The organism is Vibrio sp. Isolate23 (genome assembly GCF_022398095.1).
In the GTDB taxonomy this organism is placed as follows: domain Bacteria; phylum Pseudomonadota; class Gammaproteobacteria; order Enterobacterales; family Vibrionaceae; genus Vibrio; species Vibrio coralliilyticus_A.
The window spans coordinates 229,371-253,993 of record NZ_JAKEUV010000001.1 but is presented as its reverse complement, the minus strand read 5'-3'; the positions used below and the strand labels follow the sequence as shown (position 1 = coordinate 253,993).

The following is a 24,623-nucleotide window of genomic DNA, read 5'->3' as shown; positions in this document are numbered from 1 at the left end:
GCTCTGCTTTGACCTGAGCTTTTGAGCTAGCTCAGGCCGACGATGTTGCCTGCATCATCCAGATCTAGGCTCATGAAAGCGGGTTTTTCTGGCAGGCCAGGCATGGTCATCACGTTACCACAAAGCGCGTAAATGAACCCAGCACCAGCACACAGCTTTAGTTCTCGGATTGGAACATCAAAATGCGTTGGTGCCCCCTTCACAGAGCCGTCGGTAGATATGGACAGTGGCGTTTTTGCAAGGCATACCGCTAGGTTATCGAACCCTTGCTGCTTGTATTCTGCCAACTGCTGTTTTGCTTTGTCGCTTAGTGTGACCCCTGCAGCGCCGTAACCGGATTCAGCTACCGCCATTAGCTTTTCTTCTGTTGTCTGCTCGAAATGATACAGTGGTTGGAAGCACGCTTCTTGCTGACATTGCTTGACTACTTTTCTCGCCAACTCAGTTGTGCCTTCCCCACCATGGGTGAATCCTTCACTGATAGCGACTTCGACATTGTTTGGTAGAGCTTGAATCATGTCAGACAGTTGCTGCAATTCATGTTCACTATCCTGTGGAAAGCGGTTGATCGCCACCACTGCTGGGATACCGTATTTGTTGACGTTGTTAATGTGCCACTTGAGGTTATCGAACCCTGAGGCGAGTGCGACAGGATCTTCCTCAAAGAGTGAATCCGGTAAGGCTTGGCCGGGCTTTAAGTCGTAATGGCCCGAATTTGCTTTCAATCCACGTAAAGTGGCAACCACGACAGCACAATCTGGTGCCTTGCCGGAGACTTGCGCTTTGATGTTACACGCTTTTTCAAACCCCATATCAGAACCGAAACCACCTTCCGTTACTGTGAAGTCACACAATTTCGTGGCAATGTTGTCAGCAATGATTGAAGAGTTGCCATGGGCAATATTAGCAAATGGGCCTGCGTGGACGAGAGTGGGGACTCCTTCGAGTGTTTGCATCAATGTGGGTTCAATCGATGCTTTCATACTCACCGCCATTGCACCAGCAACTTGAAGATCTTCTGTTGTGACAGGTTGACCTTCAAGATCATAAGCGACAACAATTCGTCCAATGCGCTGACGCAGGTCTTTTAAGTCACTGGCCAGAGCCAGTACAGCCATAAGTTCCGATGCTGCCGAGATATCAAAACCGTCTTGCCTTTCAAAGCCATTAATATTTTTGTTATGAGTATTTCGGCCGACAGTGACCATACGTAGGGCTCGATCATTATGGTCCATGACACGTTTCCAAACGACACGCTCTGGATCTATACGCAGTGCCTGTAAACCTGAGCGCCGCTCAAAATTCTGATAGCCTTCTCGCTGCTCATGATAAATCCTTGCATCGATAGCTGCCGCAGCTAGGTTATGTGCAGCGGTAACGGCATGAATATCGCCAGTCAGATGCAAATTTAACTCTTCCATTGGAGCTACTTGCGAATAGCCACCGCCAGCAGCTCCACCTTTAACACCGAAAACTGGGCCCATGGAGGGTTGGCGAATACATGCCATCACGGATTGATTGATTTTAGCCAGTCCTTGAGCGAGGCCGATAGTGGTAACGGTTTTCCCTTCTCCCAGAGGGGTTGGAGTGATAGCTGTGACTAATACCAACTTACCTGAGTTATTGTTTTTTAACCTGGTTAAAGCACTCAGTGATACTTTCGCTTTATATTCCCCTTGGCTTTGATATTCGCTGTCCAGTAGTCCTGCATTTTGGGCAACTTGGTTAATTGGGTGTAATGTTTGAGAACGGCAGATTTCAATGTCCGACAGCATAAAACCCTCCATGTGTATAGAGTTTGAAGAGAAATCAACGCGACATGGCGTTAAGGGTGTCGATAACGATTAGTCGTTACCTTATTTTGCAGTAGGAGGATTATACGTGTTACGTGATGTGGAAGGCAAAAGAAAGCCCCGTAAAACGGGGCGTTCATCGTTAATACCAATCGTCCTCGGGGATTATTTTTCCCTCAGGTGCGTAAGGACCATCATCGAAAGGATGTTCAGCTTTGCCGCGCAAACTTTCTAATTGATGCTCAAGCATTTGGACAGTGTCGTAATCACCCTCTGAGCAAGCCACATAGATTTGTTGCTCGATAGCGCGAATACTATCTCTAATACTCATACTCACCTCCCGCGTTAGAAAACGCTCGGTTGAACAGTTCTACCTATTCTCAAAACGATTATAGTCAAGTAGACCAAATTCGACAGGCTGATTTTCTTTGTACCAAGCATGTATTTTGTCGCTGAAAGGCCAGAATTTGTCTGAACTTCGGCGGATTGCGAATCGATCCAATAACTTAACGTAGTCGTCTTCCGAGCGGACATTTTTTATCATGCTGACGAGCTGAGCAATCTCGTCTTCATGTAATGAAAGATACGCAGCGGGGTAACTTCCGATCACTCCTCTCACTAGAGTGAAATCATCATTTCTATAATCGCGATTACTTTCTTCATCGAATAAGCTAGAGATGTTGGTATGTGCATTGTTGTGGAGCAAAGTAAACAACTGCTCTTCACCAGCCTCAGACTCAATCATGAGCATAATAATTTGAGGAAAATTAAGGAGTCCTTTGCCTTTGATGTTGTCGATAGTTCGCAAGGCAGATTCATTGGTAGGCTTGAACCCGGTTTGCTCTATGTCGTAGCGATTGCTCAACACCGGTGCAAGTTTTGTCTGTAAAATATCGTAAAGCTCTCGCTTAGGGTTGTCGGTCTGATATGGAACCTGTGTTGGCTGATCAAAGGGCTTCACATTGTTATGTAAGAAATCACTCAGTTGAGGGCTTTGGTTTTGATACCAACTTGATTGCTCAATGTGGCGTACATCTCGCGGGAGGAGAGCGATAAAATTACTTTCGCCTTCAAGCCTCAAGAAGTCCATAAAAAGTCGCGTCATGAGCTGGTGGCCGAAGTTTCCATAGACATCAAAGCCAGCAACGAGTAGGTAGTGAATGCGCTCAATCAGAGCATAATCTAAAATCCAAGCCGTCTTTGGTGGCTTTCCAACTAAGCCTTGAACCACTGATGCGCTGTCAAAATGGCGGAACACGGTCAACGCGGCATTAGGATTGGTGCCATCACCACTCCAAAGAATATCCGTTGTTAAGTGCTTTCCATCTTTGAACCAGTGGTTAATAAAGTTGGACTTGGCTGTTAGGTAGCGAGCTTGCTGGCGTGAGTACGCGACCCAGCTTGTGATAGGCAAAGTATTGCTCTCCAACTCGGCTGGCAATTTTAAGTTTTCAGCTTGTGAGCGATAAAACTCATTCACCTCTGGAATATCTGATTTCTCAGGGTCAAGAAAGAATACCCAAAAACGATCATTAATCACGTTGAGTGCCAATTGCCCACGACAAACGGGGCCTTTTATATAGGCGTTAATAGTGTTTTGTGCATTGTCCAACATGAACTTAAAACGAGATTTTACGGGTAACTCAATAAATGCCGTCATTGGGTTAGCCGCTATTTCAGGTTCATACCCGGGGAGTTGAGCGACGTCATAATCTGCTTCGAGAAACCATTTCTGCCATTTATCCATACGTTGGGTGTTGAGAGCGAAGGGCATATGGGTCTTATCGACAATAGTGGCCTGTACAGGAATCATGCGGTAGTAAACACGTTTTACTTGTGGATCATCGTAAGGTCTTCTCGTTGTGATACGTTTGAGTGGTTGTCCCGGAGGCGTTTTTGAACGAACCAAAGTGAAAAAACGCGGTGTGGTTTCATTCAGCTCTGAGAAATACAGATGGGATAAAAACAAATGTTCATAGATGTAGCGTGCGGTAAGCTGTGCTTTGCGAGAGCTTTTGTTGAGAAATTGCTCGTATTCGTTGACCAAAGCTTGGTGTTCTGTGGCCAGTGGGATTGGCGCATTCATTAAAGCGCCATCTTGCAACCAGCTCATGAGTGTTGAGTATTCATTTGGTGGTAGGTTAGGCATCCCAAAAGGCATGCCCCAACTAGGGTAATCTTGAGCATAGCTGTCATACTCTTCGATGGTTGGGCATTCCTGAGAGCGATCGATTGAAAAATCGAATCCTTCAAGTTGGGCTTGGTCTGGTAAAGGGTGAGCTTCTTTTTGCATCAACAATTTGGCCATTAGGCCGGCTTCGATGTTAGCTGTTGGTGTTTGATCTCTCTCATTAAGTACGGGATGAAACCCCATAGAGCGCCATTGCTCTGTTGTTTGAGCATCTTGGAATAACCGGGTTGGTGTTGCTGCGGTTAAGCGTGTTCCTTGATAGACGAGTTCTTTGCTCGCGCCTCGGTCAATACCCTCCACGGAAGACATCTTAAGTTGGCAGGGGGCATCGTAGCAGGCGTGACAGACGACACAGCGGTTATCGATGATGGGTTTGACTTCGTTTAAGAAAAAATCACTAGGTTGGCTGACCGTACTAGCTTGCCTGTCACGGATCTGAGCCTCGCCAAACAGTTGGTTGTAATTGAAACCCGCATAAGTGGCACAACCAGCGAAGGCGGTAACGACAGTGAGAATAAAAAAGGAACGTAAATTCATTTGGATAATAACTATATTGACGAGGTTTGATAATTTCAGCAGAAGGATATTAAATTGGCAAATAAATAAGAGCCTTGTAAGGCGTCTGTCTTATCGGTGAGCTAACGCTGAGTATTCGTTACATAGCAAACCGAAAACGGAACGTGGAGCTTTTGGAAGTGGTCAATCCAACGCCACTGATTATCTTGGAGGCGATCCCCCGGCCCTTTGACTTCCATCCACTCAAACTTCCCATCTTTAAAGAGCACCAGATCAGGTAAGCCATTCCTATACAGTTTGAGGTCTTGCAACATGATCTTAAAAAGCTGGCATAACAATGAGCTTGGGATAAAGGTGAGAGCGTTTTCTAATAATTGCGGGGTAAACACATTCCAAGAAACAAATGGATTGTTTACGCCTACTTTGTCTTGATAAATCTGAGTTAGATTCGAAAGACCGTCTTCTTCTAAAACAGTGAAAACATGACTGATAAGAGACTGACGCTTGAGCGAGAAATCAGGCTGGTAGAGATCCAAGGGGCGGTATTGATAACGATTGATAAATGCGCCTTCTATGGGACTAAATATCACCTCCCAAAATGCCAATCCAAATAAACCGTTGAGTAAGGTATTTTCAGAGTAAAACACATTATAACCTTGCTGTTCGAAATGTTCTTTAACCGCTAGTTCAACGCGTTGATGTGATAAATCTAGCGATAGGTGTCGCTCTTGAAGAGTGGGCTTGCTCACTCTTGGGACTTTCAAGCCCTTAAGGCTTTGCAGACGCTGCTGTAGCCTGTTCGCGACCTCTTGCTCTGATACATCATAAGGGGTATGCAATATATCAGTGACAATGTCACTCATTGCATTTAGGTTACCTTGCTTATCGTAGATTCGTGCGCGACGTTCTCGCGACGGAGGTAATGACGTGTGCTCAAACCATCGGTTAGCAAGTTCGTACTCTTGGAGCCGCTCTAAATCACGTGCGATGTCGTTTATGAGGTGCTGACGTTTTCGCTCCACGTAGTCATGCTGGACTGGCGTGGCGAGCTGCGCAAGGTGATTCATCAGTGTTGGGACACATTGGCGATCTCCATTTAGATAGTTCTCCTGAGTTCGCGATAGAGTAAGCAGTTGATCCAATTCACCACGCGAAGCAAAGAATCGGCGCTCACGGCTAAGTTGGTAGGGCTCAAACTGATGTAGACCAAGCTCATCTAGGACAAACTGGCTGAGATCTTGGTGGGTATTAGCAAAGAAAAGAGCTAACAGAACATCAATAACCTGTGGAGATTCAAGTCTGATGATGATGAAGCCTAAAGCGTTATATTTAGAGAAAGCTTGGGGAGAGAGTGCCTCTATGATGGCTCCTTTTTTGGCTTGTTTATTCGTGAGATTAAACAGGCGGATCAACTCCGGCTTTGTGAGCAAGCTGGAGGCTAATGTTGGGATTGATATATCAGGATTGAGTGTGACGAAATCCGAAGTATTGAGTTCATCTAGAGTCGTGTCAAGGTCGTCGATCTCATCGTATTTTAACTTGTCACTTCGAAACCATTCACCCTTGCGCGAAAGCAGCCTAACCAGTAGACATTTAGCCTGAATCGATAAATGCTCAAAGTTGTCTAACCATTGCCTTTCTGATGGAGAAAGTAAATCGGGGTACATCTCTTGAGCATGATGCGTCAACTTCAAGAAGTTGTTTAGGTAGTAATCAGCGGGTAATACGCTAGGTTGGTGCATAATAGATAGAGACAAAAAAGGCTTAACCGCAAGGTTAAGCCTTTTAAAGAAATTTTCAAATTATCAAGCGTTTTTAAGCTCAGCCGATTTGGCTTCAGTGATTGGCTTAGTCACCAGCGCTAATACGATACACACTGCCATCATGATTGCCGAAATGGTGTAAGCAAGACCGTAACCATCACCACTTGTCATGGAGAAACCAACGACAGCTGCGCCGATCGCACCACCAATACCCCATGCTGTGTATAGTACGCCATAGTTAGTGCCGTAATTCTTAAGGCCATAAAACTCAGCGGTCAGTGTTGGGAAAACCGCAAGTAGGGTGCCGTAACCAACAGCGGCAATAGCTGTGCCGATGATCAATGTGAATTCCGTTTTAAAGGTGGCAAACAGCACCATGTTGATACCTTGCAACACGAAAGCAAGGAGGAGTGTACGTACACCACCAATCTTATCTGCCAGTATACCGGCGGCTACACGACCACCTGAGTTAAACACCGCCAAGATGGATGCAAGATAAACCGCATTGGGTAAGTTAGCTTGAACACTCGCGATGGTGGTGATGTTACCGATGATCATTAGACCAACAGAAGCGGCAAATGCGTACATGATCCATAGTGAATAAAACTGAGGCGTCTTAAGCATCGACTTCCACGTTAAGTCCTCTGTTTTCTTTGTCGCTTTTGGCGCTTGGCCTTCTTTTAGGTTAGGTTCCGCTGGTGTATAGCCCGCTGGCGGATTACTGATAGTCGCAGCAAGAGGAACAGCGATCGCTAAAACGCCAGCGCCCAGTAACATAAAGCTGGTTTGAATGCCCATACTGTCAATCAATGCTGAAGTGACAGGTGCAAGATAGATAGCGGCAAGACCAAAGCCCGCAGCAATCAGGCCGTTGACCATCCCTTTTTTAGAAGAGTGGAACCATTTCATCGCCGATGGCGAAAGGCATGCATAGCCAAAACCGATACCCGCACCAGTGATCACGCCAAAGGTAATGTTCAGCATTAGTGGCGTTGTAGCAAAGCCAGAAGCAATCATGCCTAGCCCTGTCAGGACAGTACCTAAAATCAATATTTTGCGTGGGCCCATACGATCTTGAAGGATACCCGCAACAAGAAGACAAACAGAAAAAGTGATGGTTGCGATCGCATACGGTGAAGAGGCTTCAGCTGCGCTCCAGCCAGACTCCGTTACCAATGCTTTGTTAAACACACTCCAAGCATACAGGATGCCAAGACAAAGGTTGATACAGAATCCCGCTAGCAGTATACGTGTCGCTTTATCAATCTTGCTCATTTTTCTTCTCAATTTCACCTCTAAATAAGAGGTATGGTTAACAGGCTATTTATTCAAATTAAGTTTGCGTTTATCAACACAAAGCGTAATGGGCGCGAATTATAACCAATCTATATGTGATTGGAATCTCTTTTTAGTGGTATTTAAAGATTATTTTTGTTTGTTAATTTGATGTTTTTATTGTTGTTTTTATGTGTCTTCTTTTGAATGTTGTGGCAACCTAACAAAGTCGTGTATTGATACGAAACCTCCTAGGAAAATAGAGACTGAAGGATGGAATGTGTTGGGAATCAGCCACTAACAAACACGGCTGGGTTTGTCTGTATTCAGTCTTTCTGATAAACCTGAGCGGTATGGGATCTATTCATTGAGTAACCAGTCAAAAGTTCATGAAAATGCTTAACTTATATTTAACAATAAATAGCAAGGCGCTATAGTTAGGAGATTATTAAAATAGGAGTTATTAGGATGAAACTCACGATATCAGGGAAGCTACAGTTGAGTTTTCTGTCGCTTGCGGTACTTTTTATCGTTGCTGCGCTCTTTATATTCCGTAGTGTCAATACTGTTGAAGAGCATACTACACTTTTATTAGAGTCCGACCTGCCGACCGTAGATACAGGGCGTTCCCTACAACAATCGCTACAAGCGACAGTCTCGACTCTCAGAGCTTATATGCTGTTGGGAAGAGATGAATCTATCGGCTCCCTACAACTTGAGCAACTCAATGGTGTTATTACCTCGACTGATGAAGCTTTACCTACACTTGAAAATTTGTTGGATGAGTCTTCTTACCAACAAGTGTTAAGCCAATGGCAATCGGTGAAAGCTTTAGTAAATCAGATCTCCGAAACCAGTCATTCAGATGAGAACCTGCCGGCACACTCCTTGTTTATCAATGAGGCTGCTCCAATTGCTGAGGTGGCATTGGATCAGCTGCAGGGGCTGATTAATGATGAGGCGGGTAATAAAGAAGGTGGGGAAAGAAAACGATTATTTCGTTTGTACGCTGATAGCTATACCTCTCTTGCTAATGCACTGTCTTCAATGCGAGATTTTCTCCTGTATGGTAAAGAGGAACACCTCAGTAAATATCAGGACTTCCTAAAAGCTCACGGCAAATATGTGGCTGAGATAGAAAGCAAAGTGAGTTTAATGAGTGATAGTGACCGGGGGCTGTGGGATCTTTTCAAAGAAATGCAGCAGCTTTACTTTCCTCTGGCAGAGCAAGTCATTGCTCTAAGAACCACCAGCGGTTGGAACCTAGTGAATGAAAAAATGGCTAAAGAGTTGGTTCCAGCTGTGGATGCTCTGAATACCAGTTTGGAAAACCTGATCCAAAAACAGCAGCAGCAAGCCGATGTCAGTGGACAAGGTATTTTCAGTTCATTGTCCAGTGTCGTATCGCTCCTTATAGCCTCTTCGATTATATTTCTCTTAGCCTCATTCACGGTTTCCACATTCATGGGCAGAAACATAGGGCGACGGATTAAAATCGTCTCAAAGCGCGCTCAGCTGATTGCGGCCGGTGATGTTTCCCAGCCTCCACTTAATGTTGAAGGCAGTGATGAGTTGGCAAGTTTGACAAGCTCTATCAACAAGATGAATGTCGCACTGTTGGATATTGTACGTGGTGTAAGCGCTAAAGCGAGGACTGTTGGTGACAGTATGACATCACTACTTGAAGCGAACATGAATACTTCCAACAAAGTCGACAGTCAAATGTCTACGATGACATTGGTTGACCAACAACTTTCCGAAGTCAGCCTATCAGCAGATGAAACAGCGAATCAAGCCAAGCTCTCTGCTAGCAATCTTGCTGAGTCTAAAAACCAAATAGAAGTCGGCTCTCAAGCGTTGGAGCAAAACATGCAAACTGTTACGTCCTTACACCGCACGATAGAAAGTGCGAGTCAGCAAGTTACAGAGTTAAGTAAAGAAAGTGAGGCCATTGGCCGTGTTACTGAGGTAATAGAAGGACTTGCTGAACAAACCAACCTCCTAGCACTTAATGCGGCAATTGAGGCTGCAAGGGCAGGGGAGTACGGTCGAGGCTTCGCGGTTGTTGCTGATGAAGTGCGCCTTCTGGCGACAAGAACCACCGAATCAACGACAGAAATTAACAACATTGTTCATGCAATCCAATCTTCTACAGCTGCTGTTGTATCAGAAATAGATAAGAGCAAAATACTAGCAGAAGAAGGGGCAAATCATACCAAGCAAGCGCACGGTACACTCGGTGCGACGACCGATCAGATTGAGCGTTTGGATTCGCAGATGAAAGAGTTACTGCACTCAGCTGAGAGTCAATCTTTGGCTACTCAAGAAATCCACAGCTTAATGTCTGATGTGACCAGTCGAGTAAAGGAAGTTGCCGATATTTCAAGTTCATCTTCTCAGGTCTCTGAACAAGTTCGTCATCAGGTCGAGGAGCTCAATGAAGAGATGAAGCACTTTAGAACAGAGTAAACTAAAGTAAATCTTTTTATGTTAAATGAAGTGAGGGCGAAAAAGCCACTTAAAGGTCGATTTGCACATAAAGTCAGCACTTAAGCCTGAAAATGAAAAAAAGACTTTTCTTTTCAGGCTGATGTGGCATATTGGCTACGTCTTCACGATGATGCGTGCATCGTATAATGGCTATTACCTCAGCCTTCCAAGCTGATGATGCGGGTTCGATTCCCGCTGCACGCTCCAATCTTTCTTGTCTAAGACTCTAACTCACCTATCTAAGAACACATTACTCTGTTTCACTACAAATAAATCAAAGCTAACGTACGTAATCTGTCTTACGCACGCTAACTTAGTGAGCGTTAGTTTATCTGTTGCTCAAGCTGTGAGAAAACTTTCTGAGCCTCTCGGGATTGAGAAGATACAAGCTGTACGGCGACCTTTTCAGCGAATGCTCGCTTCTTTTCAAAGTCGATAGGCCTACCGTTTTTCCATAACTCAAAGTGAAGGTGCGGGCCGGTTGTTCTTCCCGTATTACCGCTTGTACCTACTGTTTCCCCTTGTAAGACAACATCCCCCTTACTGACATAGCGATTAGACAGGTGAAGGTATCGCGTTTTTAATCCGCCAGGATGCTGGATAACAATGTAGTTTCCCGCTATCGGGTGATAGCGAGAGGCGATGACTTCGCCTGAAGAGATACTGACAACAGGTGTTCCGACAGGCACAGCGTAATCTGTTCCAAGGTGGGGAGTCATAGTGCGAGTCACAGGGTGAAAGCGCGAATGGCTGAACGGCGAACTGATTCTAAAGCGTCGTGATACTGGAGAAAGCAGGTGCTTATCTTTGTAAAAACGCTCACCATCGGTGCTAAATAAGGTGCCGGCTTCTGTACTATAAACATAAAATGCCTGAGACTTGTCACGATATAAAAAAGCAATAAGCTGATCTTTCTCGTTAAGTTTAAAAGCAAACTGTCCAGAACCAGATACTGAATTGATGAAGTCAAACTTACCGGCAGATAAAGATATAAGATCTTGGATAGTATTTGGTGCAATGCCCAAGTTGAGCGTCGTCCCATAGAATGAGTAACCCACATGGCTACTAATTAACTTATCTTTTTTTACCGGTGTTTTTAATACCAGATCATCTTGCTTAATAGTGTTATTAACTTCAGGCGGAGTCGTTTTGCTTGAATGCCTAGTTGATGTGTCACTGAGTGGTGATATTTCAACTAGGGCGCATAAACTTAAAGGAATAAGAGCCAGATACCAGAAGGACAAATAGTCTCGGTAACTTTTCGTTGGAATAGACGTTGAATGCATTTTAATGGTTATTTGATATTTTCATACAATGATAGGGCTTTAAAGCATAAAATCCATATAAAAAATTAATTAATAATAGTGATAATAAGTCGCTTTGAAGGCTTGTATATACTTTATGCCATTAGGCTAGGCAAACAAATATTTAAAAGCGTTTTATTAGTAGTAAATGTGATGTTTTATATAGTCAATATGCCATGTTGAGAAAATTAATTTCCTAAATATAATCGTTGAAAATTTAACTTGTCATTGGCATTGGCTTCAAAAATGAAACACTATAATTATTTAGCACTCAGTGCATCTCTTCTACTTGTCGCATGTGGTGGCGGCGGTGGTGGCGAGGGTGATAGTTCGCCTCCGTCAAGAACGATTGGTTCAATTTCTGGCAATGTTTATGATGCGCCAGTATCGAACGCGAAGGTCTATATTTGGGAATATGATAACGGCCAGCAAGGGCGGCTCATTGCTTCGACCAAAACAGACTCAAGAGGTAATTATAGTGTTTCGGTGGAATCTGCTTCACGCCCCGTATTGATTCGTGCTGAGGGAGGATCATATATCGATCCTGTAACAGGGGAAGAGGTCTCTATCAGCGCGAACAAAGTCCTCAAGTTAGATAGTGTTGTCAATTACGTTGAAGGCTCACAGCAGTCAGTCATGGTGACACCTCTCACCAATATGGCAGCAGGCTTAGCAAAACATAAGCTGAGTAAAGGTATCAGTGATTCATCAGCGGTTTCCCAATCCATTAACGCTATAAGTGATATGTATGGGTTTGACGTTAATACGACTGAGCCGATTGATATCACGAATGGCGCTCAAAGCGCGTATGCGACTGATGGCCATAAATATGGCGCGTTGCTAACGGCCTATTCTTCCTACGCTAAGGACCTGATCACTCAGCATGGTGGTAATACTGATAACCAATACACTTCAATTAATTTAGCAAGCATTCAATATAATGACATCAGTTCTGATGGCTTATTGGATGGAATGGGGAAAATCGGTAACCATGACCAGCCATTAGATTTTGGTGCGGTGAGAGTCACCAGCGAGCTATACACCAATGAGTTAGCTAAGCATGTGATGATCGTGGCCAATAGCCCTGAGCTTAATAAGTCGAGTATTGGGGCCGAGGAGTTTGATTCTTTTGGTAAGAAAGTCAATGCTATCGGCTCCGGTGGAGATACTAATGTCATTCCTAAACGTGATGAAACCGCTATCGACTCGACTCCTCCAGTCGCAAGTCGACCAGATGAAACTGAAAACGATGTTATTGCACGTACAGGTAGTGTTGAAGTCAAACTTGAGGATGAAGTTGGGGTTGATGTCCCTAAAGTCGTACTTGAATCATTTTTGAGTGGCACTTGGACTGAATTAGATACGTGTCAAGTTGGTGAGATAGGTTCTGGTCACTGCGCTATAGACGTTACTGGTTTCGAAAAGGGCTTAAGAAGCTCGAATGTTAAAGTCAAAATCGATACCGTTTCCCTGGACCAGCTCAACATCAGTTCTGGTCAGGCGCGCCTTGTGTTTTATACTGTAGACGTACTTGGCAACACAATCGTTAAGGATTCTGCGGAACACAACCCTCATATCATTAATTTTTCTTGGGATAACCAAAAGCCAATCATTAAAGTGATTTCTGGTCAGACTATCCGTAGCGACAGTACTGAGACCGACTATATTTTATTTGGTACCGTCACAGAAAGTTCGCCTGGTGGAAGTGCTGTTACTGTTTCATTTAAAGGGGATACACCTGAAGAATTAGTTTGTTCTCCAACTGCAGAAGAAGGCACATGCGAGTTTTCTAACAAGTATCCTCTTTCTCAATTTTCAACGACATCAACCAAGTTTGAGATAAGAGCGACGGATGCTCAGGGCAATATTGGTGAGAAGACTCACACGGTAACGAAAGATGATCAACCGCCGAGTCAGGATATCTCTTATCCAGCCACCCAGTTTAACTTTGTACTTGAAACGGCGTCGGGTGATCGTACTAGTTACCCTGATGCGTATACACGAGATACATACGATGCCACATCTGTAATCACATCAAAAAACTACCTCAAAATCGATTATCAATATGCGGCTAGCAAGATTAAGAATAATACTGATCTTAATTTCCAGTCGTTTACTACTAACTATCTAGATGTTAACAAAATCCCGTACATTAAGGTGGTGGTAGAAGATGCTCGTTCGTCAGATGGTGTTGATGTTGGCTCTCCTGCCAATAAGTTGAAGTTAGAGGTGCGTTATTTTGTCAAAAAAGATGGCCAAGGCGAATACGAGCTCAAAAATACGACCACGGCTAATGCCTTCCTTGACCAAGACGCTGTACGTATACCACACGAAACTATAGTAGAAGAAGAGGCTCAAGAAGGAGAAGATAAGTGGGTATCATCAATGACCTACTACATCCCGTTGACTAGGGATATATTAGGCGATTCATTTAGTAATGTGTCTGAGCTAGACGCGCAAAAACTTGTCATTCGCACTTCCGATGACTCAAAGAATTACTCAAGTGAAGAAACGGTGTATTTCAAAACTACCTTTGATCTTCCCACTTATACGGTAGTGACGCCCTTTGTCGGTGCGTTAGCACAGCTAGAAGGATTGAATACAGCGGATGGGGAGTTTGTTGGTTTAACCACATGTCAAACATCAAGAAGATCTGAGTCTAATTCTGTATTAGCACGAGATGTTGCGACTTGCTCTTTGACAACTGACATTATCGGCTATGACTTCCTGCGAATCAGACTAGCAAGCCCTACTGCATTAAATACACACTATTTCAATTGGACTAATGACAGCAGCGATCCCGTGTCGGTTAACCTAGACGATGCCAACTTTGGGGTCTACTTTAAGCCTGATGGTTCAAGCAGTTATTATGTGACCGAGCTTTCTGCCTACCACACTGGGTTATTTGACTATCGTTGGAATAATTACCAAGGGGTGAAGGACGTAGAAGCTGCAGAATCCATTCTTGCCGAGGTCAAAAATGCATTGGCGTTAAAAACACCAGGCAGTTTTTTCGGCTTTGACCCTACCACCACCAGTTATGCAACCAACGAAATGCTGTTGAATGGTACTCCTAGCCAGCTAAGTGTTGAGTACCAGCACCGCTTCCTTGCTGAATCAATTGCAAGTTTGTCTGAAAAGGCGCTACGTTATGATTCAGCAGGCTTTGCCACCGCTTTTTACGACGATCTAAGCGCAGATGGCAAGCCTGATGGTAAAGGGAAAAGCGGTAGTGGCATTAAACTTGATAATTACGAGTTGAATGCAGAAACTTATCGTACCGATTTAGCCCAAGCATACTTTGATTTACTTACGGGTAAGCATACTGGTAAACCTTGGGTAACAGACAGCATTGCACAGTTGTTTGCGGATGATATATCCAAAGCTAGGCCCATGTTAGGTACTCAGGACCTATTTGGTAAAGATGGGGTAAGTATCGACCAAGACGCGCCTAACGTGGAACTAACGGTAGCGGGTAAAACCTATACTGACAAGAATAAACAATATGTCGCAGGTAATATCAATGCAACACTGGTTGTCTCTGACCCATCGGGCATAAAAGATAAAGATGATGCATCTACTCCGTTAACTTTCGCTCCGATGTGGTACAAACGCTCAACCCCTAATGACGAAGAACCAGCCACAGACATTTCGTTCAAAGCAAACGATAACAATGATAATAATGAATATGTCAAACAGTTCGCTTTTTCTGTAAATACCGCGTTAAGTGAGCATAAAGACAAAGTGGAATTGGCTATCCATACCAGTGCAATGGATAACCAAGGAAACGGTTATGGCTACACAGATGATAAGCGTAAAGATTCTCTCTTCATCGATAACGAACCTCCTAAAATCTCCTTGATTCGCCCTGAGGATCCAAAAACCAGGAATCAGCTTGAAGACAGCGTATACCTTAATACCAACAACGAACTGAAGCTACAGTTTAACGTTGTGGATACTGTCAATGACCAAAAAGAAAAGCGTGTTCTGCTATTCAGAGATAGCTCGGGTAAAATTAAGAGTTATGATGCCAATAAATTTGCTGTTAATGACCCTGACAGCTTTGTGATTAACCTGTGTAAGGAAGTCGTTTGCGATAATAAACCCGTCTATCCAGGTGAAGGCGAATGGAAGGTTTATGTCAAGGCGATCGATAACTTGGGCAATGAGGTCAACGAGTACTCAACATCAGCACCGGAATTTATAGTTAAGATTGACTCAATACCACCTGAAGTTGAAAACAGGACCGCAGAAAAAATGCTGGGAGGCAATACCACATTAAAACCTGCGCCTATCTGGGGCGATCATAGCCCAGGTGACAAACTTGATGTCAGACTCCAAATAGGTAGTGGTGGTCCATTTACCACTTTAGGTCTTTGTAGTGATGACGATACTGTGCCTTGTTTGGAAGGGACTCAACCTAACGTTGGCGTCAAGCTTATTGCCGATGCCTTTACGCATGGTCAAACCAATACCTTACGTTATAAAGCGACAGATAAGGCATACCCGCCTAATACCAATGAGAAAGGAGAAATCAGATTTAAAGTCGATAAACAAGGGCCCGTTATCAACTTCCAAGACCCATGGTTAGTCGACTATGTCTCACAAAAGACTGGTGTATTGGGAGCTAAGTTCTCGGCGAAATTTAATAGCGTCACAGATGACTCCGGCGTAGAGAAAATCTCGCTTTATCAGAAAACAGACTCCGGTGAAACCTTCTTAAAAGATTGGACAGCAAGCGAGTGGAGCTCTAGCTTTGAGGGCACATACCCGGAAAGCAATGACGAGAACAAGATTGTTACAGACGACAGTAACCGCGCTAAGCTTTTTGTTAAAGCGACCGACATTCATGGATTTGTATCAAGTTCCAATGTGTCTAATGTGATCATTGATACGCAAGGCCCATCACTAAAATTGAATGGGCATGAAGAGAATGATTTTTATGTGCCCGGTTATGAGCTCACGATCATTGCTGAAGACTATGACGACAACGGCTCGATAAACTCAAATGGTGTAGATAAGAACAAGTTTGAGTATTGGATATTCAAGGGCGATGTTGCGCCAAATGGAGAAGGAACCAAGCCAAACCTAGATAAATCTAGTGGCCAATATAAGATCCCACTACCGTCAAATCTCGATACAACGGGTAAAGATGCTATTACCGTAAAACTGAAGGGGCAAGATACCCGCGGCAATGTTTCCACGGTGCCATTTAAACTGCATATTAAACAGACACCACCAGTCGAAAAATCATTTAAGGTTGTGTACGCAAGCGATAGCGACAATAAAGAGATTGTTGGAGCTATCACTAAGGCTGGTGCTATCAAAATCCTTCTGGAGATTTCAGATATCAGCGACATAGGTGAGATAACCGGCTCTTACAGCTTTGGTGAAGAAGCCGGAACTACGCTCAGCTTTACTCACAAAGGTGAGGATCAATGGGAATCTGTTATTCAAGACAGCGCGCTGGATGAAGACGGTATCTACGTACTATCTATTGACGTATACAACAAGGCTAAATACTTAGATCAGGCACAGCGAACACCTCTAAAAATAACAAAGAATTTAAGTGTTCAAAAAAAGGGTGTACGGCTTAAGGTTAAATCGCCGGAAGATTTCCAAAACTTTATAGCCAATGGCGAGCTAAAGGTGGATTTTGAGGTAACAAGCGCAGTCACACCAAATGAGCTCCAATGCTGGGTTCGTGAAAACTATACGTTGGACCAAGCACCGACAGATGAAGGAGCGACCTCTGGGCTAATAAAAGGTGAGCTTGGGAACACCCCAAGTTGTACGGTGAAGTCTAACCAGAACTTTAAACAGTTACCTGTGGTATTAATTGTTCAAACCAAAGGCACCAATGGAACACCGAACGTGCAAAGGTTTACCTTCAATCAAATGGATGTCAACCCACCAACGTCTGGGCAAAAAGACTACTTATTAAAGGGTGAACACGTTATTCCAGCGAGTCAATCTCCAAATAATAAAAAGCAATTAAGTATCCAGCTCGGATTTACTGACGATCAATCAGGGGTCAATATTAGCAATATAGATCAGCAAGACTTTAGACCATACCTTGCTAGAATCAACAATATTACTCCAATAAGGCCTAAAGAGTGTCTACGCAATTCTGATGGTCAAGTGACGTGTAGCTATATTGCGGATTACGCAACCTTCATCGCTTCAACAGACGCGGAGCATATCTTTAACGTTAAGAACGTAAATGATAATGCAGGTAATACGGCCGACGTCTCTCAGCTTTCATTAAAGCTTCCAACTCAGAAGCCGACAATTGCAATCACCAGTATAGAAAATATTGAGCAAGCTCTTGATGATAATATTACCATTAAGGGCGATGAGATACGTATCAACCTGAAAGTGAAGTTATCTAATGGCTCGAAGCTGGAAGTATTAACTGTCGACGTAGGTGACACCACTTATTCTACTGCAAATACCAATCATAAGGGTAACTTTGGTGCAGTAACAAAGTGTGGAGAGAATGACGAATACCTATGTTCGGAGTTTTACGCTAATCTGTCTGGCTCTAGCGCTCAATCCTTGGAGGTTACAGCGAGAGCGATGGATGTGTTTAACCTCAACAGTCTTGGTTATACGGTAACGTTTAGCGTTGATAATGAGAAACCTAAGGTTGGTGAAACTGTTGTGATAGAGTTACAACCGAGCAAAAAAGTCAGATTCACTTTCCCCATTACCGACAGCGGAAGCGGGTTAGCTCGAGTCACATACACAGTGGTAGACCTGGGGACTTTCACCAGAGATGAAGCGTCCAATAATGAGTCTACCTACTTTGAGGTAGAGCCATCGGAATTGGCTAACAAGAGCGAGTTGAGCGTAACCGTCACGGCTGAAGACAAAGCGGGCAACCGGGTTACAGTGAACAATATGAAAGTCAATATAGCGCTACCCACTGTAAAGTTATCATTTCCGGAGGATAATGCGCGTATAGAAGGGGGATGGCTTGTACTTGGTCGTGCCAGTCAAGAAATGACACTAAAAGTGAATGCTACGAGTAGTATTACTGCAGAAAGTTACCGTATCACTCTTGAGCCTGTTTCACTTGGAGAATCAATCGAACAGTCGGCGTTGTTTGGCGACACGTCTGCAACCAGTACATTTAGCTTCAATAACACGGATCAAGGCCAGTACTGGTTGAAAGTGGCGGTAACGGACTCGATTGGTCGCACGCTTGAAAAGTTCTCTTACGCGGGGAATGAATATGGCGTTGAAGGCATAAAGTCTGTCGTTGATACCCAAGACCCGAGCGTGAGTAACCTAAAAGCCGAGCAAACAATCTTCGCACCAGATGATAATGGCGAATACTTAGTCGAGGTGACTGCAAACGTCTTGGATACGAACTTGAAAGAGGTTAATGCAGAGCTTGAGTTGAAAGCTGGTGGCAACAAAATACTGCCTAAATCTGTAGCAAAACCGACGGACGATAGTAAGCCGTACGTCTTCAGTTTCTCGGTCCCAGCGGGTGTTTATCGGGTTGCGATTAAAGCTAGTGATCTTGCCGGAAAGGTCAATTCATCGCAAGAAATCGAGACCACGGTAGTCGCCGCTACGACCCCAGAGGTAAAAGCAATATCAGTCACACCGCAAGGTCCGATTGGAGGTGATAAACAGACTCAGCTGAAAATCGAGTTTTCTGAAAAGGTCCAAGACTTTACTCTGAGCGATATAAAACTCACCCAAGCGGGTGGAAGTGGTGATGTGGGCACTCTGAATGGATTATCTACAACAGACAATATTATTTGGATCGCTAACTACAAAGCGCCTCAAGGAGAAGATAAAACCATCACCTTTACCCTAGAAGACGATGCCTATAAAAGTGAGAAGGGAATCAAGGGTAAAGGGGATACGTTTAATCTAGAGGTTAAAGGTGTACTGCCAACAGTAAAATCACTATCGCTCAATCCTGAATATGCAGATACAGGGGATACCATCAATGTGACAGTGGAATTTTCACAGCCAGTCTCAGAGCCTTCGGAGTCGTATCTCAATACCAGCACAACCAAAATCAATTGGGATGCTGCTAGCGGTGAAAGTGACCGTTGGACAGGTAAGGTCACGGTTCCAAGTGCCAATGACACAGATCTTGAAATGCCAATAGTGATTGCTGGTTTTAGTGATACATACACGAATGAGGGCGTAGCCTATCAAGATAAAAAGTTGTTACTGAAACCTAAGGTAATAATCACTGAGCTTGTAGTGAGTGCGCGCAAAGTAACGGTAAAAGGAACTACCACAAGAACAGGGACATCCGCGACGTTGAAGCTAACGTTTGAAGATGAGAGTAAAAACACAGTGACTCTAGATAAAAACGGAAACTTGTCGGATGGCGCTTTTGAACAAACGGTGACGTTTGATGATCTATCGGGCTTAGCCAGTGGTTTAGTTGACGTCACCGCAGTGGTAACCAACAGTCAGCTTGCCTCGGGTGAACAGGTGAAGACTTTTACCTTAGACACCCAAGCACCGACGTTGAAATCAGCCAACCCAGTGAGCTTTGAGCGACTGGAGCCAAGCAAGGTGAAAGTGACCGTGACTTTTGATGAGGCGGTGACGCAACCTTCAGGCAGCCAACTGGGCGATGAGACCATTAGCTGGGAAGGTGACGGNCGGAACGGCTGACATTAGCAGTGTCGAGAACACGTTGGAATCCTTGCCACTGACTATTAAAGGATACCAAGACGAGTCAGGCAACCCAGGTGCGGAGAACACGGACCACCAGTTTGCGTTGCAGCCAGTAGTGACCATAAGCGAGGTAACGGTCAACGCAGGAGCGGTGACGGTGAAAGGCAACGCCACGCATTCAAGCAACTCCGCGACGTTGAAGCTAACGTTTGAAGATGCGAGTAAAAACACAGTGACTCTAGATGAAAACGTAAACTTGTCGGATGGCGCTTTTGAACAAACGGTGACGTTTGATGATCTATCGGGCTTAGCCAGTGGTTTAGTCGATGTCACCGCAGTGGTAACCAACAGTCAGCTTGCCTCGGGTGAACAGGTGAAGACTTTTACCTTAGACACCCAAGCACCGACGTTGAAATCAGCCARCCCAGTGAGCTTTGAGCGACTGGAGCCAAGCAAGGTGAAAGTGACCGTGACTTTTGATGAGGCGGTGACGCAACCTTCAGGCAGCCAACTGGGCGATGAGACCATTAGCTGGGAAGGTGACGGCAAAGCGAAGGACGTTTGGATTGCGGAGAACACGGACCACCAGTTTGCGTTGCAGCCAGTAGTGACCATAAGCGAGGTAACGGTCAACGCAGGAGCGGTGACGGTGAAAGGCAACGCCACGCATTCAAGCAACTCCGCGACGTTGAAACTAACGTTTTCAGACACAGACGGCGTCACGGCTGACGTTAGTCAGACCTACACACTGTCGAGCGGCAGTTGGACACAAGACGTGGACGTAAGCAGTTTGACGGATGGCACCATCACAGTAAAAGCAGTGGTAACCAACAGTCAGAATGCTTCAGGTGAAGGGACAACCTCCTTTACCTTAGACAAGCAAGCACCGACGTTGAAATCAGCCAACCCAGTGAGCTTTGAGCGACTGGAGCCAAGCAAGGTGAAAGTGACCGTGACTTTTGATGAGGCNAACCTTCAGGCAGCCAACTGGGCGATGAGACCATTAGCTGGGAAGGTGACGGCAAAGCGAAGGACGTTTGGAWCGGAACGGCTGACATTAGCAGTGTCGAGAACACGTTGGAATCCTTGCCACTGACTATTAAAGGATACCAAGACGAGYCAGGCAACCCAGGTGCGGAGAACACGGACCACCAGTTTGCGTTGCAGCCAGTAGTGACCATAAACGAGGTAACGGTGAGCGCAGGGAAGGCGACGGTGAAAGGCAGCATGACCCAATCAGGCGATTCGGCGAAAGTGGCACTGACGTTTTCAGACACAGACGATGGCACGCCTGACGTTAGTGAGACCTACACACTGTCGAGCGAGGGTTGGACACAAGAGGTGGACGTAAGCAGTTTGGCGGCTGGCACCATCACAGTAAAAGCGGTGGTAACCAACAGTCAGAATGCTTCAGGTGAAGGGACAACCTCCTTTACCTTAGACAAGCAAGCACCGACGTTGAAATCAGCCAACCCAGTGAGCTTTGAGCGACTGGAGCCAAGCAAGGTGAAAGTGACCGTGACTTTTGATGAGGCNAACCTTCAGGCAGCCAACTGGGCGATGAGACCATTAGCTGGGAAGGTGACGGCAAAGCGAAGGACGTTTGGATCGGAACGGCTGACATTAGCAGTGTCGAGAACACGTTGGAATCCTTGCCACTGACTATTAAAGGATACCAAGACGAGTCAGGCAACCYAGGTGCGGAGAACACGGACCACCAGTTTGCGTTGCAGCCAGTAGTGACCATAAGCGAGGTAACGGTCAACGCAGGAGCGGTGACGGTGAAAGGCAACGCCACGCATTCAAGCAACTCCGCGACGTTGAAACTAACGTTTTCAGACACAGACGNTGCGGAGAACACGGACCACCAGTTTGCGTTGCAGCCAGTAGTGACCATAAGCGAGGTAACGGTCAACGCAGGAGCGGTGACGGTGAAAGGCAACGCCACGCATTCAAGCAACTCCGCGACGTTGAAACTAACGTTTTCAGACACAGACGATGGCACGCCTGACGTTAGTGAGACCTACACACTGTCGAGCGAGGGTTGGATGCAAGAGGTGGACGTAAGCAGTTTGGCGGCTGGCACCATCACAGTAACAGCGGTGGTAACCAATAGCCAGAATGCTTCAGGTGAAGAGAGCGATACTTTTACGTTAAATTAAAACTCGTATTGTCTATAAATAGGTCGTATATATAGACAGTGCTTTAATTTTTGAACCAAAACGCCAATTTTTATTGGCGTTTTTTTTATTTAAAATATCTGATGATAAACGAAATGAATATTGAAATAGTCTGATTGTACATTCACTCGATTAATTGACTATCTTACGCTCGATAATGGCTGTCGAAGTGTAATTAATTTCATGAATTTCGCCACGTTGCATTGTGTCTCAGACCTTGTATAGTGGCGCTGCGCCTTAGGGTGCTATCCTGCACAGGTGGTGAATACTATCTGTTTAGTATCTACAATATATTGGTACATTGACGTGATATTCAATCACGTCTTTTTTTTATTTCTTATTCACTCAGCGTATATTAATAAAGTCACAGATGTAGATACAATGCATCTTAGTCATCAATATTAGAAACGACAGCTGATTATAGTAATAATTACTAACATGTAATCACAAACTGTTCAGTATGGAATGGGCGTCATTTTTATGAATTTTGGTTGCCATAAATGAGACATGCCTTTATGTGGACTAATGATGTAATGATTAGTTAAAGTGGTGTTATTTTGAGTTATTGTGCCTATTTTACTGGTTTATTTTACTTATTGTATTTAGCTTGTTGAAATGTAATAAGTAACTTATTACCATGAAGGCCACCAAATCGTTACAGAGACCTCTTTTAGGGTCTACTTGTTACCGCAATCAAAAGACATTAATGGTTGTGGAGAACTAAAATGCAATTAATTTGCAAATTTGTTCCAGGAAACTCAGTTTCTAGGGACGTGTTAGACTACATACTGTCGCCAGATGAATGCATCGGGCAGCTTTCGCGTACGCGCAATCTTCAGGATATACTCAGACAGCTCCCTAAGCCTTTGTCTGATACTCTCCCTCAGTCGGCTAAAAAAGATACCCACAGCCTATTATCTTCTATCAAACAGCGTCTTGTACGTGCAGAGTGGGTGGCTTTGTCCTCCTTTGCTCGGCGAACTCCTCTCTCTGATGCTCAGCTTGAAGCGTATCCAGCGCTGAAAATGCGGGTTGATCAATTTGCCGCTGAACAACCTAAAAAGATCATCAAAGCGAACTACAAGGCTGTTACAGACGATGTACCTTTGGCGCGCAACCTTAGCTATACGCCTGTTGAACCGTCTCCGGATAAAAAAATCGTGATTGAGTTTGCGGGGCAGTGGCCTAGTAATGCCGCTTACCTGATTTTATCCGCAACGGACAATCAGAAAGAAAAGATTGCCAAACCTCGCAAAGACTCTAGCAAAAGCCACCGCAGTGTTGCCGTTTTTAAGGGCCTCGAAGCGGAACCAAGGAATCTTTATTTAGCCATTCCTATTAGCGGCTCTGCCACCCCACTCAAGTTATTACTGGCAGAGAATGTTGAGCCAGTGGACGCCAGCGACGAGATGGATGAATGGGATAATGTGTTAGTGCCAATACTCCCTGTCCTCAATGGCGACGATACTTCTGAAATGCTAGATTCTGGTTACTTCTATGTTGTTTGGAATAACAAAGTTTGGCGAGAGCTCGAAGTGACCTCGAAGAGCTATTTTGCTGATGTAGATATTGATTTCTATCGTAATCAGGAGCCCGTAACGGCGAAAAGGTTGAGGCATGTTGATATTGACGGTGGAACCTTAATAGAAGATTACTATGTCGGCGAGGAACCATTTGAGGTGATTCAGGGCGGAAAGTCAGTATACCAAGGAGAGTTGTCGACTGACCAAACCGCGCGAGTCTTTGGCTTGACAGATGAAGAGGTAGAAGTGGTTTTCACAGATCTTGATCTAGAGCCTCTCACCTTAATGACTAAAGAAAGTCCATTCAAAGCTGGAAGTACAACAGAGAGAATTGCGCAAGGTGTGCCGCTACCCCATATTTGGGTGCCGTATAAGGTGGCCGGAGAAGTGCAGAGCGAATGTTACTTGCATTACAGTGCAGAAAGGCTGACGTTGACTCAGTTGTCTGAATTGGAGAGTGATCCTGCTTCCATTGCAGAGCCTCTTACTGATCTTGAAATGTACAGTAGTAATCAATCATTTGATAATGCTGGAGATTTAGTGCGAGCGGTACCAAAAACCAGCACTCAAGCAGCATCAGGGGCGCTCGTCAATAGCCAGAACAATTGCAATATTGCGGCAGTGAAAATGGCTCCCAAAGGCGCTCTACCTTGTCTACGTTATCTCTATGAGGAAAGTTTTGATCAGGAAGATGATTTCTTTGCCTTACGTTGTCGAGAAAATGAGTGGATGTCTAAGTCGTTTATGCGTGCTGCTCAGCTCGATGATGAAGGTTACAAAACATTTTATTTCTCTTTCCCACCACCAGAAGTTGAGAAGGTGGATCTTGTTCGTGGTGCGCACTCTAACCTTGGAGCGGGAACGCAGCACCTTATTGTGATGGAAGAAGGTATTCCTGTTTCAAAACTACTGGGTTAAGCAATGAGAAGA

Annotated in this window: 9 protein-coding genes and 1 tRNA gene; 4 read left to right on the top strand and 6 right to left on the bottom strand. The window is 44.7% G+C overall.

From position 1 onward, the window contains the following. Positions 1–26: 26 nt before the first annotated feature. From L1D31_RS01090 to L1D31_RS01070, 5 genes are all read right to left on the bottom strand, one after another. Positions 27–1,775, bottom strand: a complete 1,749-nt coding sequence (locus L1D31_RS01090; protein ID WP_239835257.1) for a formate--tetrahydrofolate ligase — start codon at positions 1,773–1,775, stop codon at positions 27–29. A 160-nt stretch (positions 1,776–1,935) separates the two neighbouring features. Then, entirely contained in the window at positions 1,936–2,124 is a 189-nt protein-coding gene (locus L1D31_RS01085) for a hypothetical protein (RefSeq protein WP_239835256.1), read from the bottom strand. Positions 2,125–2,163: 39 nt separating this feature from the next. Then, a complete protein-coding gene (locus L1D31_RS01080; protein WP_239835255.1) occupies positions 2,164–4,521 on the bottom strand; it encodes a fatty acid cis/trans isomerase in 2,358 nt (785 codons plus the stop codon). A gap of 101 nt (positions 4,522–4,622) precedes the next feature. Then, positions 4,623–6,242, bottom strand: coding sequence for a VRR-NUC domain-containing protein (locus L1D31_RS01075; protein WP_239836354.1), 1,620 nt, complete (start codon positions 6,240–6,242; stop codon positions 4,623–4,625). A gap of 63 nt (positions 6,243–6,305) precedes the next feature. After that, positions 6,306–7,538: an OFA family MFS transporter gene (locus tag L1D31_RS01070; protein ID WP_239835254.1), complete on the bottom strand. Its 1,233-nt coding sequence runs from the start codon at positions 7,536–7,538 to the stop codon at positions 6,306–6,308. Between the two features lie 468 nt (positions 7,539–8,006). On the opposite strand from L1D31_RS01070, the gene L1D31_RS01065 reads away from it, so the two are divergent. After that, positions 8,007–10,007 carry a methyl-accepting chemotaxis protein gene (locus tag L1D31_RS01065; RefSeq protein ID WP_239835253.1) on the top strand — a complete coding sequence of 667 codons (2,001 nt, stop codon included), beginning with the start codon at positions 8,007–8,009 and terminating at the stop codon, positions 10,005–10,007. Between the two features lie 153 nt (positions 10,008–10,160). Beyond that, positions 10,161–10,235 (top strand) — tRNA-Gly (locus tag L1D31_RS01060). 116 nt (positions 10,236–10,351) lie between these two features. Here the strand turns inward: L1D31_RS01060 and L1D31_RS01055 are convergent. Further along, entirely contained in the window at positions 10,352–11,314 is a 963-nt protein-coding gene (locus L1D31_RS01055) for a M23 family metallopeptidase (RefSeq protein WP_239835252.1), read from the bottom strand. A gap of 264 nt (positions 11,315–11,578) precedes the next feature. Between L1D31_RS01055 and L1D31_RS01050 the strand changes: the two genes are divergently transcribed. After that, positions 11,579–19,987 (top strand): Ig-like domain-containing protein, encoded by an 8,409-nt coding sequence (locus L1D31_RS01050; protein WP_239835251.1) that lies wholly within the window; start codon positions 11,579–11,581, stop codon positions 19,985–19,987. 2,908 nt (positions 19,988–22,895) lie between these two features. Beyond that, on the top strand, positions 22,896–24,611 hold the full coding sequence (locus tag L1D31_RS01045; protein WP_239835250.1) for a hypothetical protein: 1,716 nt from the start codon (positions 22,896–22,898) through the stop codon (positions 24,609–24,611). Positions 24,612–24,623 lie beyond the last annotated feature (12 nt).

Excerpts from the sequence above, each read along its gene's own strand:
- L1D31_RS01080 (WP_239835255.1), bottom strand. The coding sequence starts at position 4,521 with ATGAATTTACGTTCCTTTTTTATTCTCACTGTCGTTACCGCCTTCGCT.
- L1D31_RS01085 (WP_239835256.1), bottom strand. The coding sequence starts at position 2,124 with ATGAGTATTAGAGATAGTATTCGCGCTATCGAGCAACAAATCTATGTG.
- L1D31_RS01090 (WP_239835257.1), bottom strand. The coding sequence starts at position 1,775 with ATGCTGTCGGACATTGAAATCTGCCGTTCTCAAACATTACACCCAATT.
- L1D31_RS01055 (WP_239835252.1), bottom strand. The coding sequence starts at position 11,314 with ATGCATTCAACGTCTATTCCAACGAAAAGTTACCGAGACTATTTGTCC.
- L1D31_RS01045 (WP_239835250.1), top strand. The coding sequence starts at position 22,896 with ATGCAATTAATTTGCAAATTTGTTCCAGGAAACTCAGTTTCTAGGGAC.
- L1D31_RS01065 (WP_239835253.1), top strand. The coding sequence starts at position 8,007 with ATGAAACTCACGATATCAGGGAAGCTACAGTTGAGTTTTCTGTCGCTT.
- L1D31_RS01075 (WP_239836354.1), bottom strand. The coding sequence starts at position 6,242 with ATGCACCAACCTAGCGTATTACCCGCTGATTACTACCTAAACAACTTC.
- L1D31_RS01070 (WP_239835254.1), bottom strand. The coding sequence starts at position 7,538 with ATGAGCAAGATTGATAAAGCGACACGTATACTGCTAGCGGGATTCTGT.